Origin of the sequence: Leadbettera azotonutricia ZAS-9 (assembly GCF_000214355.1) — a bacterium.
In the GTDB taxonomy this organism is placed as follows: Bacteria; Spirochaetota; Spirochaetia; order Treponematales; family Breznakiellaceae; genus Leadbettera; species Leadbettera azotonutricia.
On record NC_015577.1, the window covers coordinates 3,643,421 to 3,659,699 of the forward strand.

Below are 16,279 nucleotides of genomic sequence, written 5' to 3' on the forward strand. Positions count from 1 at the left end.
AAACCCTGCTATAATAGGCCGGTGGGCAGCGCCACCGGCTTAATTTTCAACATCCAGCATTTCTCAATCCATGACGGGCCGGGGATACGAACTACGGTCTTTATGAAGGGATGCAGCCTCCGTTGCTATTGGTGCCACAACCCCGAGTCCCTCAATTCAGGCCCTGAGCTGCAGTTTACCCCCTCCCGCTGTATAGGCTGCGGGGCTTGCGTTGAGGTCTGCCCTTATGCCGACCCCGAAAAAACTGCCCGTTTTACCCCCGCCTGCACAAACTGCAGCGCCTGCGCCAAGGTCTGCTACGCCGGGGCTCTCAGTATTGCGGGTCGGCAGTACCATGCGGAAGAACTCGCCGAACTCCTCCTTAAAGATAAAAAACTCCTGGCAAATTCCGGCGGGGGCGTCACTTTTTCGGGAGGCGAACCTTTGCTGCAGGCGGATTTTGTAAGCGCTGTCTCTGCCTTATTGAAAAAAGAAAACATTCATACCGCAATAGAAACGGCTTCTAATGTTCCCTGGGAATCTTTCGAAAAGACTCTGCCCCTGACGGATCTTTTCATCTGCGACATCAAAGCCTTTTCAGACGAACTCCACCAAAAAGGAACCGGGGCCGGCAATAGGCAGATCCTGGATAATCTGACCCGCCTCAGCAGGACCGGGGCCGGGATCCTGTTCCGTATCCCCATAATTCCCTGCTATAATGATACTGAAGATGCTGTTCTGGAAATTGGCGGCTTTGTTCAGAGCCTGGAGCAAAAACACCCGGTGGAACTTCTGGCCTTCCACAACATCTGCGCAGGGAAGTACGATGCCCTGGGAAGAGAATTTGCCGCCAGGGACACTAAACCCCCAAGCGGGGAATTTATGGGGCATTTGAAAAGTACCCTTGAAGAAAAGCTTGATACGGAGGTTATATGGAAACCGTAAACATCATGGAAAAAACACGTATCGATAAACTCAGGGCTATTGCCTTTGACAATGGCCATCATCCGAATAATGGCGTGGAGCTTGAATACCTCACGGCCAAGGCCTATCTTGAAACAGGGACAGAACAGTTTCACAACCTCCGCAGAGCCAAAATCGACTGCGCTATTTTTGACAATTACAATATCGAAGTTACCCCCGGTGAACTGCTCGCGGGCCGCTTCTCTCACGATACGGCGCTGACAGCAGAACAGGAAGAACTGCGCCGAAAAGGCAGTGAGGCCATCAAAAACGGCGGCGTCATGAGCGGCTATGCTCAGGCTTCCACAGGCCACCGGGTGCTGGACTATGAAAAGCTCCTTAACAAGGGCGCCAAAAGCATCCTCGCCCAAATTGAAGAAAAACTCTCCGCCATTGATTACAGCAAAACCGATGACGCTGAAAAAGCCCTTTTCTACCAATCGTCAAAAATTTCCCTGGAAGGTCTCTGCCGTTTTGCCTGCCGTTTCCACGACCAACTTCTGACCCTCGCTGACAGAGAAAGCGATTCTGTCCAAAAGGCCGAATATCTCAGGATGGCGAAAAATTTTGAAAAGGCCCCTTACGAACCCTGTACTGGTTTTTACGAGGCCCTGCAGATCGTGTGGTTCTGTCAGTTCAGTCTCAACCTCCTGGCCGATACCAGCCTGGCTGGTCGGGCCGATAATTATCTTTATCCCTTTTATAAAAGCGATATTGAAAAGGGCCTCCTTACACCCGATGAAGCCTATGAATTGATAGTAAACTTTTACTGCAAACAAAATGAAATTTACGACACCTGGCCCGGTTCGCTCATGGTAGGCGGGGTAGACAGGCAAAACCGTCCTGTATGGAATGAACTCTCCGAAATGTTTATTAACGCAATAGAAACCACCGGCCTCATTAACCCCTCGGTTTCGGTGGCATACACCAAAGATATGCCCCCTCATCTTCTTGATACCTGCGTCGATATAATTTCCAAAGGCTATACCAAACCTTCGATCTTTAACGACCGCATAGTAAGAAAGGGTCTTGAGGATGCAGGCGTTAACACTATTGATGCGCGGGAATATATTCACAGTACCTGTGTGGAAATTACCCCCATTGCCTGTTCCAATATACAGGTTGCCACACCGTACATTAATCCGACCAAGGCCCTTGAGTATGTGCTTGGCAGGGGCCGGCCCCTCTTCGGCGAAGCGTGCGGGCTTTCAAAAGATATTATCATTAGTGAAGATGACTTTGAAGATTTTGACAGTTTTTATACTACCGTAAAAAATGTCATGGCGGAAATTATACGCAAAGCCATGATCGACGACTGCTATTATGCACTCCAGAGGAAACGCTATCATTCATCACCGCTTTCATCGGCCCTCATCAACGATTGTATTGAACTGGGTATGGACGCGGGAGCCGGGGGCGCCAAGTATAACTTTATCTATCCCTGTTTCCCCGGCTATGTAACCCTGGTAGATTCCATGGCGGCAATCAAAACCGCTGTCTTTGATGAAAAGAAACTTACCCTGAACGAACTTGCCGGTCTTTGTGCAACAAATTTCAAAGACGAAGAAAGGATGAGGCTTTACCTTGTTAACCGCTGCGCCAAATTCGGAAACGATGATGACAGCGCAGATGCCATAGGCAAGGACTTTTATGACTTTCTCCGTACTGAACTTACAAAATACCGCCACTGCCTTGGAAAAACCGCTACCTTCCACCCCAGCTACTTCGCCTGGATACAGCACGGCAGGCTGGGAAAGATCGCCGCCGCCACCCCCAACGGCAGGAAGCAGGGCGAAGCTCTTTCAGAAAACCTCGGCGCTTCCCAGGGCATGGATAGAAATTCTCCTCTGGGAGTGGTAAGATCAATCTCCAAGCTGGATCAAAGTTACGGCATAGGCGGCATAGCGACCAACTTCAGGTTTTCCCAATCCTTCGCGGCGTCAGCGGAAGGCAAAAGAGCCCTGGTAGAATTTATCAAGTACTTCATGGATCAGGATTGTTTTGAAATCCAGTTCAATGTGGTGGATCAGGCTGTCCTTCTGGACGCCAAAGCGAACCCGGAAAAATACGCAACCCTCATGGTACGTGTTGCAGGCTACAGCGATTATTTTACCAATCTTGCCCCGGAGATACAGGACGAGATCATACTGCGAACGGAGCACAACGCAATATAGGAGATCAATATGGACTATCTTGGATTCAATGCCTACGAAAAATCAATCAACCGGAAAGGTGCTTCCACGGTTTTTCTAGCCGCAGACGGAAATGAAACCTTCCTTGTGGTACAGGGTAAAAACCCAGGCTTCAAGGGAACCAAACTCCCGGGAAACAAATTTAAAATCCCCCTGGATCACAAAAACGCAGTAATACTGCGAAAGCTTTTTCCGTTTACCGCTCCCAGCCGGGTGCTTAAACAGGAACGCAGCTTTGGCGTCGGCGACCGCTTGGGCATTGCCGCTCCGGGGCACATCAGGGTATTTGAAAAATATGACGCCTGGCCCGTATTTGCCCAGCAGTCCATACGGGAACTCAACCTCACAAACCGTACTTACGAAGATGTCCTTGACGCTGTTACCTTTGCGGTTTTCCGCGAAGGCTTTAAAAAACCCTGGGGCGCTGACGGCGATCACCTCAAGACTGCCAAAGACGTAAAATACGCCCTCTCCCTGGGCTTTACCATGATAACCCTGGACTGTTCAGAGCATATCAAAAACGATGTCACTGACGAGAATGCCCCTGAGCTTCCCAAAAAATACAGCGACAAATATTTAGGCAAACAATTTGATGTTGGCGAAGGCCTTGTCTTAAGTTTTACCGAAACTGATCTTAAAAAAATCGCGGCCATCTACGGCGAAGCTATTACTTTTGCTGTTGATATGTACAAAAAGTTTCTCAAAAAAGGCCAGGCCGATTTTGAAATCTCCATCGACGAAACTTCTACGCCCACTACCCCCTTGCAGCATTACTTCGTCGCCCGGGAACTCATAGACGAGGGAGTATCCTTTGCAACCATAGCCCCCCGTTTCTGTGGGGAATTCCAGAAGGGCATTGACTACATAGGCGACTTAACCCAGTTCAACAAAGAGATAAAAGCCCACGCCATTATTGCCCGCCACTTCAAATACAAGTTGAGCATACATTCGGGTTCAGACAAATTCTCCGTCTTCCCCGGTATAGGCAAGGAAACCCGCCGCATCTTCCACGTAAAGACCGCGGGCACCAACTGGCTCGAAGCTGTACGGGTCATAGCCGCCGCCGATCCCACACTCTACCGGGAGATCCACAAGTACGCCCTTTCCGCCTTTGACGAAGCGAAAAAGTATTACCACGTAACTACAGACCTCAAAAAAATTCCCGACGTAGATAAAGTCAGCGACGCTGACCTGCCCAAACTTTTTGATGCCAACCCCGACCGTTCCAACGATAATGTGCGCCAGCTCATCCATATAACCTACGGCCTCATCCTGAGCAAAAAAAACGAGGACGGCTCTTTTACCTATAGAGATAAACTCTACAAGCTTTGGCGGGATCGGGAGAATGACTATACTGCGGCCCTGGTAAAACATATTGGAAAACACATGGAATTGCTGGGAGTCAAAAAGGCTTAAGATCCGGGGAGCTATGTATGGAAAAAGCATATCTTGAAAAGGCCCTGGGGGATCTCATAAACACCAGCCCAGGCAATTATATAACCAGGGAAACTGCTTTGCGGCCCGATCTGGCGGGAATGCGGATCTTTGACGAGCCTCTTATCGGATATGCTGCCGCAGGGGATCCGTATTTTGCAGAACTGAAAAAGCCCGGCATTATCGGCAGCCATTTTATGGCTCCCCGAGAATGGCTGGACAGCGCCGAAACAGTGATCGCCCTCTTTCTTCCCTTTACCGAACAGGTAAAGGCCGCCAACCGCAAAAATCCTGATTGGCCCGCCGATGAATGGCTCCACGCCCGAATCGAGGGGCAAGCCTTTCAGAACACTGTCTGCCGTCATGCCATTGATCTGCTTAAGGGTCAGGGCTTTGCCGCCTCCGCTCCCATGATCGATTCCCGCTTTTCCCAGACCAGCCCGGTTACTGCAGACAAAAACGAGCAGGGCTATTATACCAGCAATTGGTCCGAACGGCACGCCGCCTATGTCTGCGGCCTGGGTACTTTCGGCCTTTCCAAAGGGCTTATCACCCGCCGGGGAATCGCCGGACGGTACATCAGCTTTATAACCAGCGCCCGGTTTGAACCGGATCAGCGGCCCTATACCGGCGTCTACGACTACTGTTCCCGCTGCGGGGCCTGTGTCCGAAACTGTCCCGCAAAAGCAATCTCACTGGAAACAGGAAAGAGCCACCCCCTCTGCTCAGCCTTTGTGGAATCCACCCGGAAAAAACACGCTCCCCGCTACGGCTGCGGCAAATGCCAGGTGGCAGTACCCTGTGAAAGCGGGATTCCCCTTCCCTTGTTTAGCTAGCCCCAAATATGGTAGGCTTAACCATGAAAGCCGCCATTATCTTTGGTTCTCAGTCAGACAAACCGGTAATGAAAAAAGCTGCCGATGTGCTGCGAGAAATGGGGGTCGAATACACTGCCCACATACTTTCCGCCCACCGGGTTCCTGAACTTCTGAGCCAAACCCTAAAAGAACTTGAAGTCTCCGGCGTTGAGGTGATCATTGCGGGCGCGGGCCTTGCCGCCCACCTCCCCGGAGTCATCGCCAGCCAGACCCTGATCCCGGTTATCGGCCTTCCCATTGCCTCAGGGGGCCTCGGCGGTATGGACGCCCTCCTCTCCATCGTGCAGATGCCTAAGCCCATACCGGTAGCAACCGTGGGTGTAGACAACGGCGCCAATGCGGCCCATCTCGCGTGCCAGATCCTGGCCCTCAAATATCCTGAATTGAAAAAGAAACTGGAAGCCGCCCGGATTAAAATGAAAGCTGATTTTGCAAATGAAAATAAAGGAGTGGAATTATGAGCGCCAAAGAAATTAAGCAAGGCAAACAGCTCTACGAAGGCAAGGCCAAAAAAGTTTTCGCTACCAGCGATAAAGATCTTGTAATCATCCATTATAAAGATGACGCCACCGCTTTTAACGGTGAAAAAAAAGGCCAGATTGAAGACAAGGGCGTCATGAACAATAAAATCGCCTCGGGCCTTTTTGAGCTGCTCAAAAAATCAAAAATCCCCACCCACTTTGTTTCGCACTTAAACGACAGGGATATGCTCTGCAAGAAAGTAAAGATCATTCCCCTGGAAGTAATCGTGCGCAATGTTGCCGCCGGTTCCATGGCAAAACGTCTGGGACTCAAAGAAGGAACCAAACTCAAGACCACAGTTTTTGAACTTTCCTATAAGGACGATAGTTTGGGCGATCCTCTTATCAACGATTCTCATGCCGTTGCCATCGGGGCCTCAACCTTTGACGAAATCGAAAAAATAAAAAAAATCACCTTTAAGATAAACGATATCCTGTCCGCCTTCTTCCTCAAAAGAGGTATCAAGCTCATCGACTTTAAACTTGAATTTGGCAAAACCCCCGATGGCAAAATAGTGTTGGCGGACGAAATCTCCCCCGACACCTGCCGCTTCTGGGACGCCAAAACCAACGAAAAACTCGACAAGGACAGGTTCCGCCGGGATTTGGGTAACGTAAAGGAAGCTTACATTGAAATCCTCAACCGTATTGGATGATATTATTACTGACGACAAGCTTCATGAAGAATGCGGGGTCTTCGGCGTCTATCTCAACGACCCCAGCCGGGATGCAGCGTCCCTGGTCTACTACGGTCTCCTCTCCCTCCAACACCGGGGACAGGAGAGCGCCGGCATAGCCGCAACCAAAGACAAGGCCATAGAATACCGCAAGGGCATGGGCCTTGTAAGCGATGTCTTTACGCCTGAAATTCTCGAACAGATAAAGGGGTCGTCTGCGGTAGGTCATGTACGTTACTCCACCATGGGTTCCAGCACTATTGATAACGCCCAGCCTTTTGTGAGCCGCTTCAAGCTCGGTTCCATTGCAGTAGCCCACAACGGTACTCTCACCAATGCCAACGTGGTGCGGGAACTTCTTGAGGACGCAGGCATAGGTTTTACTTCCTCAAGCGACAGCGAAGTAATCGTCAACCTCATTGCCAAAAATTATAAAAAAGGCCTTGAGCGGGCTTTAACCGACACCATACAGTTCATCAAAGGTTCTTACGCCCTGGCTGTGCTCACCGACGAAGTCCTTGTAGGTGCGAGAGACCCCAACGGCATACGGCCCCTCTGCCTGGGCCAGCTCGACGGCGGATGGATACTCGCAAGCGAGTCCTGCGCAATTGACGCTATAGGCGGCAAATTTGTCCGCGACATCGAACCCGGCGAAGTGGTGATCATAGGCAAAGATCAGGTACTCACCTTCTCGTTCAGCGAAAAAACCCGCCGGGCGGTCTGCTCCTTTGAATATGTTTACTTTGCCCGCCCCGACAGCATCATCGACAAGGTTGATGTTTACGGCGCACGCATAAGAGCCGGAGAAATCCTCGGCAGGGAATCTGCGGTCGCGGCGGATTTAGTCATAGGCGTCCCCGATTCCGGCATACCCGCCGCCATAGGCTACGGCAGGGCCACCAAAACACCCTACGGCCTGGGCATTGTTAAAAGCAAATATGTGGGCCGTACCTTCATCTCCCCCAATCAAATCCAGCGGGAAAAAGCAGTGTCCGTAAAACACAATGTCATTGCCAGTGAAGTCAAAGACAAGCGTGTGGTGATCATAGACGATTCCATAGTGCGGGGCACCACAAGCCGCCGTCTGGTAGCAATATTGAAAGGCGCAGGCGCAAAAGAAGTGCATATCCGCGTATGTTCCCCGCCGGTGCGCTGTCCCTGTTATTTTGGCATCGACACCCCCCACCGCAAGGACCTCATCAGCAACGGCAACAGCGTCAGTGAACTCTGCCGTTCCCTGGGCGCCGACAGCCTTGCCTTTATTTCCGTCGAGGGCCTCCTCGAAGCCCTGGACGGCCAGGGCGGCTATTGCCTCGGCTGCTTCACCGGCGAATACCCCATTCCGGTTCCAGGCGAAGCGGGAGACGGGTGCTGATAGATATGTTCAAGAAAGCCAGAAATGCAATTATCCGGATGGTATTCTCCAATGAGATACCGATAAACGCACGAATGTTCAACGTAGCCATGCTTCTTGGCATCGTGAGCAGCGTTGTAGGTTTTATATCAACAGTTTTGCAGGCCTCCTCGCTCATCTCCATGGTGGCCACCTTTTCCCTGGTAGTCGGCACATGTCTGATGCTGTTCCTTGTAAACAAAACGCAAAAGTACAAATTTGCAGGACTGGTGGTGGTGTTTCTTATTTGCGATGTCTTCTTCCCCCTTAATTTTTTCTCCGGCGGGGGGATCCGCAGCGGCATGCTGGCATATTTTCTTTTGGGCACGGCTGTTATTGCCTGCGTGCTGAACGGTAAAGAATTCTATTTTATGATTTCCCTTTATATTGTTGTCTGCACTGCCTGTTTTTTAATCCAGTATACCGGCTTGCTGCCTGTAGCGCCGATTATGTCGGAAACTATGTTATATACTGACATTGTGGTGTCCTTTGTTGCTTCCAGCCTTGCCTTCTGCTTGCTTATCAAATACCAGACCCAAATATACATAAAAGCCCAGCAAGATGCAGAAATCGCATCCAAGTCCAAGTCGGAATTTCTTGCGAACATGAGCCACGAAATACGCACACCGATGAACGCCATTATCGGTATGACTTCCATCGGCAAGTCCGCTACCGACATTGACAGAAAAGATTACGCTTTTGGCAAAATCGAAAATGCATCCACCCATCTGCTCGGTATTATCAATGACATATTGGATATGTCAAAAATCGAGGCCAACAAGCTAGAGCTATCCTACGCTGAATTTGATTTTGAAAAAATGCTGCAAAAAGTGGTCAATGTCATCAACTTTCGGGTGGAGGAGAAACATCAAAATTTCACCATCCGCATCGACAAGAATATCCCGCAGAACCTGATCGGCGACGATCAACGGATAGCACAGGTTATCACAAACCTGCTCTCCAACTCGGTCAAATTCACACCCGAAGAAGGCAGCATCCATCTCGACGCACACCTTGTGAAGGAAGAAGGCAGTCCCCCGGATCTGCCCGGCGTCTGTACCATACAGGTCGAGGTGACAGACACAGGCATCGGTATAAACAAGGAACAGCAGTCGCGGCTGTTCAGTTCCTTCCAGCAGGCCGAGAGCAGTACCTCCCGCAAATTCGGCGGAACAGGGCTTGGCCTTGCCATCTCGAAGCGCATAGTTGAGATGATGGGCGGATCAATCTGGATTGAATCAGAGCCGGGTAAAGGTTCCACTTTTGCCTTCACCGTACAGACCAAGCGGGGCGATTCAAAACCTGCGAGCCTCCTGCGGCCGGGCGTTAACTGGAAGAATATCCGCATCCTCGCGGTGGACGATGCGCCTGAAATCCGGGAATACTTCGGCGATATTGCGAGCCGGCTCGGCATCACATGGGACATTGCTGCCAGCGGCGAAGATGCCTGTGCATTGGTAAAGCAGAACGGCCCCTATGACATTTATTTTGTAGACTGGAAAATGCCCGGAATGGACGGAATAGAATTTTCTCGCCGTATACAAGAACAGAAGGAAGAGAATCATTCCGTCATTATCATGATTTCCGCAGCAGAATGGGTATCGATTGAAGGCGAGGCAAAGGCCGCCGGGGTGGACAAATTCCTGCCCAAGCCTCTGTTCCTCTCCTCTATCACAGATTACATCAACGAATGTCTCGGCGCCGGTAATACCCTTTCGGAGCAGGATTCAGGTGATGCAGAGCACTTTAAAGCTTATCACGTGCTGTTGGCTGAAGATGTGGAAATTAACAGGGAAATTGTCCTTGCCCTGCTGGAACCCACGGAACTGCAAATCGACTCCGCGGAAAACGGCGCCGAAGCGCTGCGAATGTTCACCGAAACACCAGACCGCTACGACATGATTTTCATGGACGTGCAAATGCCGGAGATGGACGGTTATGAAGCCACGCGCCGCATCCGCGCCCTGGATATTCCCCGTGCAAAAAAAATCCCCATAATCGCTATGACGGCGAATGTTTTCCGTGAGGATATTGAAAACTGCCTTGCCGCAGGCATGAACGACCACGTGGGCAAGCCACTGGATTTTAAAGAGGTGCTGGAAAAACTGCGCCAATACCTGGCGAAAGAGCCTGAATACAGTCTGAAGTAAAGAACGATTTCAATTTGCAGTCATTTCTTTATTATTTTTTTGTAACCATTCAACCCTCTAAGGCAACAATTCCGACGAACTCCGGTAGCTTATCATCAAACAGTAAGTTCAATGCATCTGCGGCAGAAAACAGTATGCTTGGCACAGGTAGATAAATAACTTCAGATACGACAAAATATTTTTGCTCCTTCCTATGAACGAAAACATCCGGAGATCTTCTGCTGTACTTTTACCATGCGCAAATCCCTGCCACCAGAAAATCTATCATCGGCTCTGCCCACTTTTGTCCTTCCTCCTAGGCCAAAGTCAGTTCCCGTATATGATGGCCATTGCATAAACCGTGTACTCTGTTTTTATAACTGTAATAGGCTTTCCAATGGTCATGTATCATGATTGCTTCTTTTCCCCGTTTCTCAGGCGGATAGTACCGGGTATATAAATTGCTTGACGCACTATGCAGCCATACCCATTTCGAGGCGATGTTTATTTCGGTCTCATCATGTAAACTACGGTCGAAATGACCCAACAGTCCGGTCCATGTGATCCACGAGCACGGAAAAAGATGATCCAGGTCTCCGGGATGAGATCCACCCCGGAGACCATTTTAAATCGCGAATTATTAAATGACACTCTTGCGTTTACGCATAGATTTTTCTCCCCGGATATTGACGGTATAAGAATTATGAACTGTCCGGTCGAGAATAGCGTCAGCAATGGGAACAGAGCCAATCTTTCCATGCCAGCCGCCTGGTTCTACCTGGCTTGTGAATATGGTGGAATTATTGGAACAGCGGGACTCAACTACTTCAAGAAGGTCCCGGCTTTCAGTTTCAGAAAGGGGGGTCAACAGCCATTTGTCCAGAATGAGCAGGTCGTTTTTTTTATAAACCTGTATTATTTTGGGAAACACCCCTTCGCCCCGCGCAACGGCAAGGTCATCCAGCAATTCAGGCAAGCGGATGTGCTTCACGGAATAGAAACTACGTCCTATGGACGCAGGTCATATTTTAGGATGGTCGTTTTTGCTTGCGGATCACTCTCCGTATAGGTGGATCATTTTTGGCCGGACTGCTGGATCACTTACACCGGACCGGCAGGTCAGCCATCGCTCAAATCCTTCAAGCAACCTAGATGCTTCCTCTTTGAAATTACATCGAACCTATGATTTACTACTTCTGGTGCTGACCGGCTGATGCAGCTGACTTTCAAAATGCTCACTTACCCGCTCGCAGGGGATAAGCTGGTGTACAGACATATAGACCCCATGGGCCTTTACGCTATTCCCATATTGAGCTACCTAGGCAATTCCCTCAGGAAACGGAGCTGTCCATTCCCCCATGGCCGTCTTGGATCTTCTATCTCCCCTACCTTCTCTTTCAATAACCCTATATCCATGTTCCTCTCCAATGGATATATCGGCCCTTCTATCAGTGCTTAAAAGTAAAGACAGGAGCCCTGGCTAGGTGCCTCCATTCCGTTCTGCCGTTGATCCCCGTATAATAAGCTGAGGTCGAAGTAATATTTTTTCGTTTATATCATCAGGCTGGTTTATCTTATGGAGGATTACTTCACAGGCCTTCTGGCACATTTGACGTACAGGCTGCTGAACAGTGGTCAGAGTAGTTTCCAGCAGGGAAGCATAGAGCAAATCGTCATATCCTGCTACGGATATACTGTCCGGAACCTGTAGGTTATTTTCCTTTAAATGTTTAAGTACCCCCATAGCCATGATATCGTTCATGGCCAGAATAGCGTCGGGGCAGCCTTTTGCCAGTATTTTATTAGTTGAATCATACCCGCCGTCATAGGTAGGTTCACTTATCACAATCCAATCCTGGGAAAAATGGATACCTGCTTCCCGGTATGCATTCAGATAACCCTCAACACGGAGATTGGAAACAGGCATAGATCTGTTAGCTACAATATATACGATCTTTTTATGTCCTGTCCTAAGAAGATATTTAGTAAGCTGATAAGAACCTTCACTCAGATCGGTCATAACACAGGGAGCAGGTACATTGACATAATAGGTAGTTATAAAACAAAAAGGGATATTTCTGTTTTTTAGATTCTGCAGATGAACAGTACTGGAAATATGCTTATGGGAAGGCACTATAATAACCCCATCCACCTGCATTTCTATAAACTTATTGATAACCTGCTGTTCTTTGGTTGTGCTACCCTTGGTTATACCCAGCATAATATCGTAATTATCTTTTGCGAGTTCTTCCTGAATAAAGTCAATAATAACACCAAAAAAGGGATTGGTGATATCGGTAATACTAAGTCCGATAACGTAGGTTTGTTTGCTGTTCAGCAGGCGGGCGTACTTATTAGGAAGATAGCCCAATTCCTTGGCAGCAGCCAGTACCTTTTCTTTAGTCTGCTTATTAACGATTGTCTTGCCGTTAAGGGCCATGGAGGCAGTACCAATGGAAACCTGGGCTGTTTTTGCCACATCTTTAATTGTAATTACCGGCATAAATATTCCTGACTAAAATTTGAACCGATTCAGCGACATATCTTTTCATTTTAACACTAATATATCACAGCCCGCTATAAAAAGTATCATAATTTGTCATTTTTTTTCGAATTTTAAAAAATTCTTGTTGACAATATGAAACGTTTCAATTATAATGGAATTAACAATAGGGTGTCAAGGAGGTTTTTTGGTAAAAACAGTCAAAAATGAATAATAAATGGCAAAAATAACCATATTATAGTAAATTTTATAATTTGAAACAATTCAATTGATGGGCGGAATATATGATGAACGGGAAAATGACAGAGCCTTTGAGGCAGTTACGGAACGAAATGGCTCAAGTACTGCGGGATAAGATGATTCCCTTTTGGCTCAATCGCAGCATAGATACAGAATGGGGAGGGTACCTAACCTCAATTGACGAAAAAGGTATCGTTTCTCCCGATGAACCTAAATTTATAGTCACCCAAGCCCGTATGCTTTGGGGTTTTTCTGCATTGAGGAAATATGTGGACCCCAAAGACGCCGCCCGTATCGAAAACGCTGCGAGGCAGGGTTATCAATTTTTAATCAAAAATTTTTGGGACAAGGAATTCGGCGGATTCTTCTGGAGTACTACCAAGGCCGGAGTTTGTACCGACCCGGGAAAGCTAAGTTATGCTCAAAGTTTCGCTATATATGCCTTAAGTGAATATGCGCTACAGTTTGGAGACCCAGAAGCCAGGGAATATGCGGAAAAAACCTTTAATGCGATGCAAATTTACGCAGCTGATACCCTTTATGGCGGATATTATGAGAATATGCAGATGGATTGGTCTTTGGCCGGAAACGGCATGTATGCAGGAGATCGAAAATCACTGGATATCCATATGCACCTTATGGAGTCCTTTACAACCCTGTATAAGGCAACTCAAAAGGAAATTCACCGCCGCAAACTGATTGAAGTAATCAATCTCATTCTGTTGCGCATGGCCGACAGGGAAAAGGGCTATGGATTTAACCAGTTTGATATATCTTTTAAAAAAATCCCTGCAATAAATATTTACCGTACCTGGAATGCAGAACGTGAAACAAACGAACGTATTGACGAGCCCAAAGACACAACTTCCTATGGGCATAATGTGGAGTTGAGCTGGCTCCTTGCCGTTGCTTATGATGCTCTTGGAACGAATCCCGGTAAAGATTCAGAAATTATGAGCCGGTTTCTGGATCATTCAATTAAATACGGCTATGACAACGAATATGGCGGCATATACCGGGATGGTATTGCTGACAGTCCTGCATTGGTCACAGATAAGGAATGGTGGCAAAATTTTGAGGCAATGACAGGTTACCTAAACGGATATTTCCGCTTTGGCAAGGAAGATTACCTTAAGCACTGTGAGAATACCTGGGAATTTATCAAAAAGCATTTCTTAATTGAACCCTTTGGAGAATCCAGGCAGCTCTTGGCAAGGAAGGGTGAATCGATCATCCCCACCATAGGAAATCCCTGGAAAGGAATTTATCATACAGGACGGGCATTGGCTGAATGTATCAGTATTGCTGAAAAAATTGAGAATGGAGGAAAAACATGGTAAGAGGTATGCATTACATGTGCTGGTTTAGGGAGGATTGGAACTACCATCCCAGTATGATGAGCAAGCGTTTGCAGCAGGTCGATGATATAGTAAGCATGCACGGAAATTTGCTGCTTTGGTCCTGCCTTGGCAGCGGCGCTATCGGAGTTCCCTATTTATATAAGGAAGCTTTTGAAAAAATCCAGCCCCGTTTTAAATTCTACGGTTATTTGAACGACAGTGAATTTTGCCGGGAATGTGAAAAACGGGACATAGCCGCCTATGCGGTACTTTGGAAAGCTCAGCTCTGGGAATTCCCCATTGAACTGAACAAAGAAGAAGATACTATTCTCGGTCTCAATAAACTGGTTGGGCAGGGAACCAAAACCTATCTCGGCATGTCGGAACTTTCGACCAACCGTTACCCAAAACTGTTTGATCCCATCGAAAAATTCTTCCCGGATGGAATTACCAATTCCAACGGCGAAAAGGTAAAGGACTTCCTTGAGGAATTTAGCGCCAGAACCCTCGATAATAAGCAAATTTTATCAAGCTGGCTGATGGTACCAGGACATGATCACCGCTGTTATTCTCCCTGCGCAAACAACCCTTCATATATGACCTATATGAAAAAGCTGCTTGAGATCATGATTGATGCAGGAGCAGGCGGTATATTGCTGGACGAATATGATGTTCAGCTGCATGTGATGAACAATTCAGGCTGTTTCTGTAAGGACTGTATCAAAGGTTTCAGGCAGTATTTAAAAGATCACCCCTGTGAAGAAGCGGCAGGGCTTAATCTGGATACTTTTGATTATAGGGCTTATCTCAAAGAAAAAGGCTACACCGATGATGATCTAAAAGCCCAGCAGCTTGATGCACGGATAGAAATCCCCCTGTATAAACAATTTATTAAATTTAACCTTTTCCGGATGGAAGATGACATGCGTCAGATATATGACCATGTTAAGGTCTATTCGAAAAAAACACGGGGAAAGGAACTTCCTGTTTCAGCAAATCTCTATAACTGCCTGCCTCATGCTCACGGACTGCGCAAATATTGCGATACCATCAATGGTGAAAAGGGCGGTATCAAGACAAGGCAGGATGCATTTTATAAATTCGGATATTCCTTTATGGATGACAAGAAGGGGAGCTTTATAGAAGATCCCAATGAGATTATTTTCCAGCTGATAGATGACATCGATCACAATAAGAACGATGCCTATTGCCTTTTTATGCTGGAACCGCTGGTTCACGGATTTAATATCTCCATATCCTACGGCGGCTGGCTGATGAATTTCAAAAAAGATTCCTTCTACCCCAATCTTGAGACCGAACGCAAGATGGGCGCCTGGCTCGACAGCCATGATAGCTTATTTAAAATGGATCCTGCAGCGGATCTGGCGGTAGTATACGATCAGCGGAGCGCTCTGGATGTTGAATTTTTTACAGGAAATTATGGCGATCCTAACAAGGAGGGAGGTTTCCGTACCTTTTTTGATGTAACAGGCGGGCTCTGCGAAAAAAATGTACTTTACAATGTACTTTACATTAATGATGAGCAGCCGCTAACTGCCGAGCAATTAAAGAAGTACAAAAAACTTCTTTTGCCGGATGTATACCTCCTTTCAAAAGAAGAAAAGAAAGTAGTTGATGCCTTTGCTAAAACCCATGAGGTTCGTGCACTGGGGCGTATTGACAGGGATTTTTTCCCTTACCGTTTCCAATATACCAAATTTGCCGAAGTAACAGACTGGGCCTTAAAAGGAACTTCCTTCTTTACGGCTGAATCCGACATACGAGTTGGAACAGCACTGCATCATGCTGGAAACGGTTATAACCTTCATCTTATTAATTACAACCTTAATAGCATTAGCCGTGAAATTGAACCGGTAAAAAACTATAAAGTTAAATTTGATAAGCCCATAAAGAATGTTACGGTTAACAGTTTTCCCCATGGCGGTGTTACTGCTAAAGCCGAGGGTTGTGATCTGGAAGTCCATAATCTTGATATAGAAACGGTAATTACAATTGGGTTCTAAATATTT

The 16,279-nt window shown here is 47.6% G+C and carries 12 protein-coding genes; 10 read left to right on the plus strand and 2 right to left on the minus strand.

Annotation, left to right across the window (positions count from 1 at the left end; all coding sequences use genetic code 11):
• The first annotated feature begins 21 nt into the window (after window positions 1–21).
• Genes TREAZ_RS16115 through TREAZ_RS16150 form a run of 8 tightly spaced genes read left to right on the plus strand, consistent with a single transcriptional unit; the run spans window position 22 to window position 10,187 of the window.
• Complete coding sequence (locus tag TREAZ_RS16115; RefSeq protein ID WP_015712966.1) at window positions 22–924, plus strand: glycyl-radical enzyme activating protein; 903 nt, start codon at window positions 22–24, stop codon at window positions 922–924.
• The gene (locus TREAZ_RS16120) at window positions 912–3,116 is read left to right on the plus strand and encodes a pyruvate formate lyase family protein (RefSeq protein ID WP_015712967.1); all 2,205 of its coding nucleotides are present in this window, start codon (window positions 912–914) and stop codon (window positions 3,114–3,116) included. The genes TREAZ_RS16115 and TREAZ_RS16120 overlap by 13 nt, the downstream gene beginning before the upstream one ends.
• 9 nt (window positions 3,117–3,125) lie before the next feature.
• Window positions 3,126–4,550, plus strand: a complete 1,425-nt coding sequence (locus TREAZ_RS16125) for a tagaturonate epimerase family protein (RefSeq protein WP_015712968.1) — start codon at window positions 3,126–3,128, stop codon at window positions 4,548–4,550.
• A gap of 17 nt (window positions 4,551–4,567) precedes the next feature.
• Entirely contained in the window at window positions 4,568–5,404 is an 837-nt protein-coding gene (locus TREAZ_RS16130; protein WP_015712969.1) for a 4Fe-4S binding protein, read from the plus strand.
• A gap of 23 nt (window positions 5,405–5,427) precedes the next feature.
• The gene (purE, locus tag TREAZ_RS16135; protein WP_015712970.1) at window positions 5,428–5,907 is read left to right on the plus strand and encodes a 5-(carboxyamino)imidazole ribonucleotide mutase; all 480 of its coding nucleotides are present in this window, start codon (window positions 5,428–5,430) and stop codon (window positions 5,905–5,907) included.
• Window positions 5,904–6,623, plus strand: a complete 720-nt coding sequence (purC, locus tag TREAZ_RS16140; RefSeq protein ID WP_015712971.1) for a phosphoribosylaminoimidazolesuccinocarboxamide synthase — start codon at window positions 5,904–5,906, stop codon at window positions 6,621–6,623. The genes purE and purC overlap by 4 nt, the downstream gene beginning before the upstream one ends.
• Window positions 6,598–8,019: an amidophosphoribosyltransferase gene (purF, locus tag TREAZ_RS16145; RefSeq protein WP_015712972.1), complete on the plus strand. Its 1,422-nt coding sequence runs from the start codon at window positions 6,598–6,600 to the stop codon at window positions 8,017–8,019. Before purC ends, purF begins: the two co-directional genes overlap by 26 nt.
• Window positions 8,020–8,024: 5 nt before the next feature.
• On the plus strand, window positions 8,025–10,187 hold the full coding sequence (locus TREAZ_RS16150) for a response regulator (RefSeq protein WP_015712973.1): 2,163 nt from the start codon (window positions 8,025–8,027) through the stop codon (window positions 10,185–10,187).
• A gap of 619 nt (window positions 10,188–10,806) precedes the next feature.
• Here the strand turns inward: TREAZ_RS16150 and TREAZ_RS16155 are convergent.
• Together TREAZ_RS16155 and TREAZ_RS16160 are read right to left on the minus strand one after the other, a co-directional pair.
• Window positions 10,807–11,178, minus strand: a complete 372-nt coding sequence (locus TREAZ_RS16155) for an ATP-binding protein (RefSeq protein ID WP_083820331.1) — start codon at window positions 11,176–11,178, stop codon at window positions 10,807–10,809.
• Between the two features lie 468 nt (window positions 11,179–11,646).
• Window positions 11,647–12,669, minus strand: a complete 1,023-nt coding sequence (locus TREAZ_RS16160) for a LacI family DNA-binding transcriptional regulator (RefSeq protein WP_015712976.1) — start codon at window positions 12,667–12,669, stop codon at window positions 11,647–11,649.
• 284 nt (window positions 12,670–12,953) lie between these two features.
• Here TREAZ_RS16160 and TREAZ_RS16165 point away from each other — a divergent pair, with 284 nt between their 5' ends.
• Both TREAZ_RS16165 and TREAZ_RS16170 read left to right on the plus strand, forming a co-directional pair.
• Window positions 12,954–14,249, plus strand: a complete 1,296-nt coding sequence (locus TREAZ_RS16165; protein ID WP_245535054.1) for an AGE family epimerase/isomerase — start codon at window positions 12,954–12,956, stop codon at window positions 14,247–14,249.
• Window positions 14,243–16,273 carry a hypothetical protein gene (locus TREAZ_RS16170; RefSeq protein ID WP_148257839.1) on the plus strand — a complete coding sequence of 677 codons (2,031 nt, stop codon included), beginning with the start codon at window positions 14,243–14,245 and terminating at the stop codon, window positions 16,271–16,273. The genes TREAZ_RS16165 and TREAZ_RS16170 overlap by 7 nt, the downstream gene beginning before the upstream one ends.
• Window positions 16,274–16,279: the final 6 nt, after the last annotated feature.

Bases quoted from the DNA above. Each gene is read 5' to 3' on its own strand.
- TREAZ_RS16120 (WP_015712967.1), top strand. From the start codon at position 912: ATGGAAACCGTAAACATCATGGAAAAAACACGTATCGATAAACTCAGG.
- purC (WP_015712971.1), top strand. From the start codon at position 5,904: ATGAGCGCCAAAGAAATTAAGCAAGGCAAACAGCTCTACGAAGGCAAG.
- TREAZ_RS16170 (WP_148257839.1), top strand. From the start codon at position 14,243: ATGGTAAGAGGTATGCATTACATGTGCTGGTTTAGGGAGGATTGGAAC.
- purE (WP_015712970.1), top strand. From the start codon at position 5,428: ATGAAAGCCGCCATTATCTTTGGTTCTCAGTCAGACAAACCGGTAATG.
- TREAZ_RS16165 (WP_245535054.1), top strand. From the start codon at position 12,954: ATGATGAACGGGAAAATGACAGAGCCTTTGAGGCAGTTACGGAACGAA.
- TREAZ_RS16125 (WP_015712968.1), top strand. From the start codon at position 3,126: ATGGACTATCTTGGATTCAATGCCTACGAAAAATCAATCAACCGGAAA.
- TREAZ_RS16150 (WP_015712973.1), top strand. From the start codon at position 8,025: ATGTTCAAGAAAGCCAGAAATGCAATTATCCGGATGGTATTCTCCAAT.
- TREAZ_RS16130 (WP_015712969.1), top strand. From the start codon at position 4,568: ATGGAAAAAGCATATCTTGAAAAGGCCCTGGGGGATCTCATAAACACC.
- TREAZ_RS16160 (WP_015712976.1), bottom strand. From the start codon at position 12,669: ATGCCGGTAATTACAATTAAAGATGTGGCAAAAACAGCCCAGGTTTCC.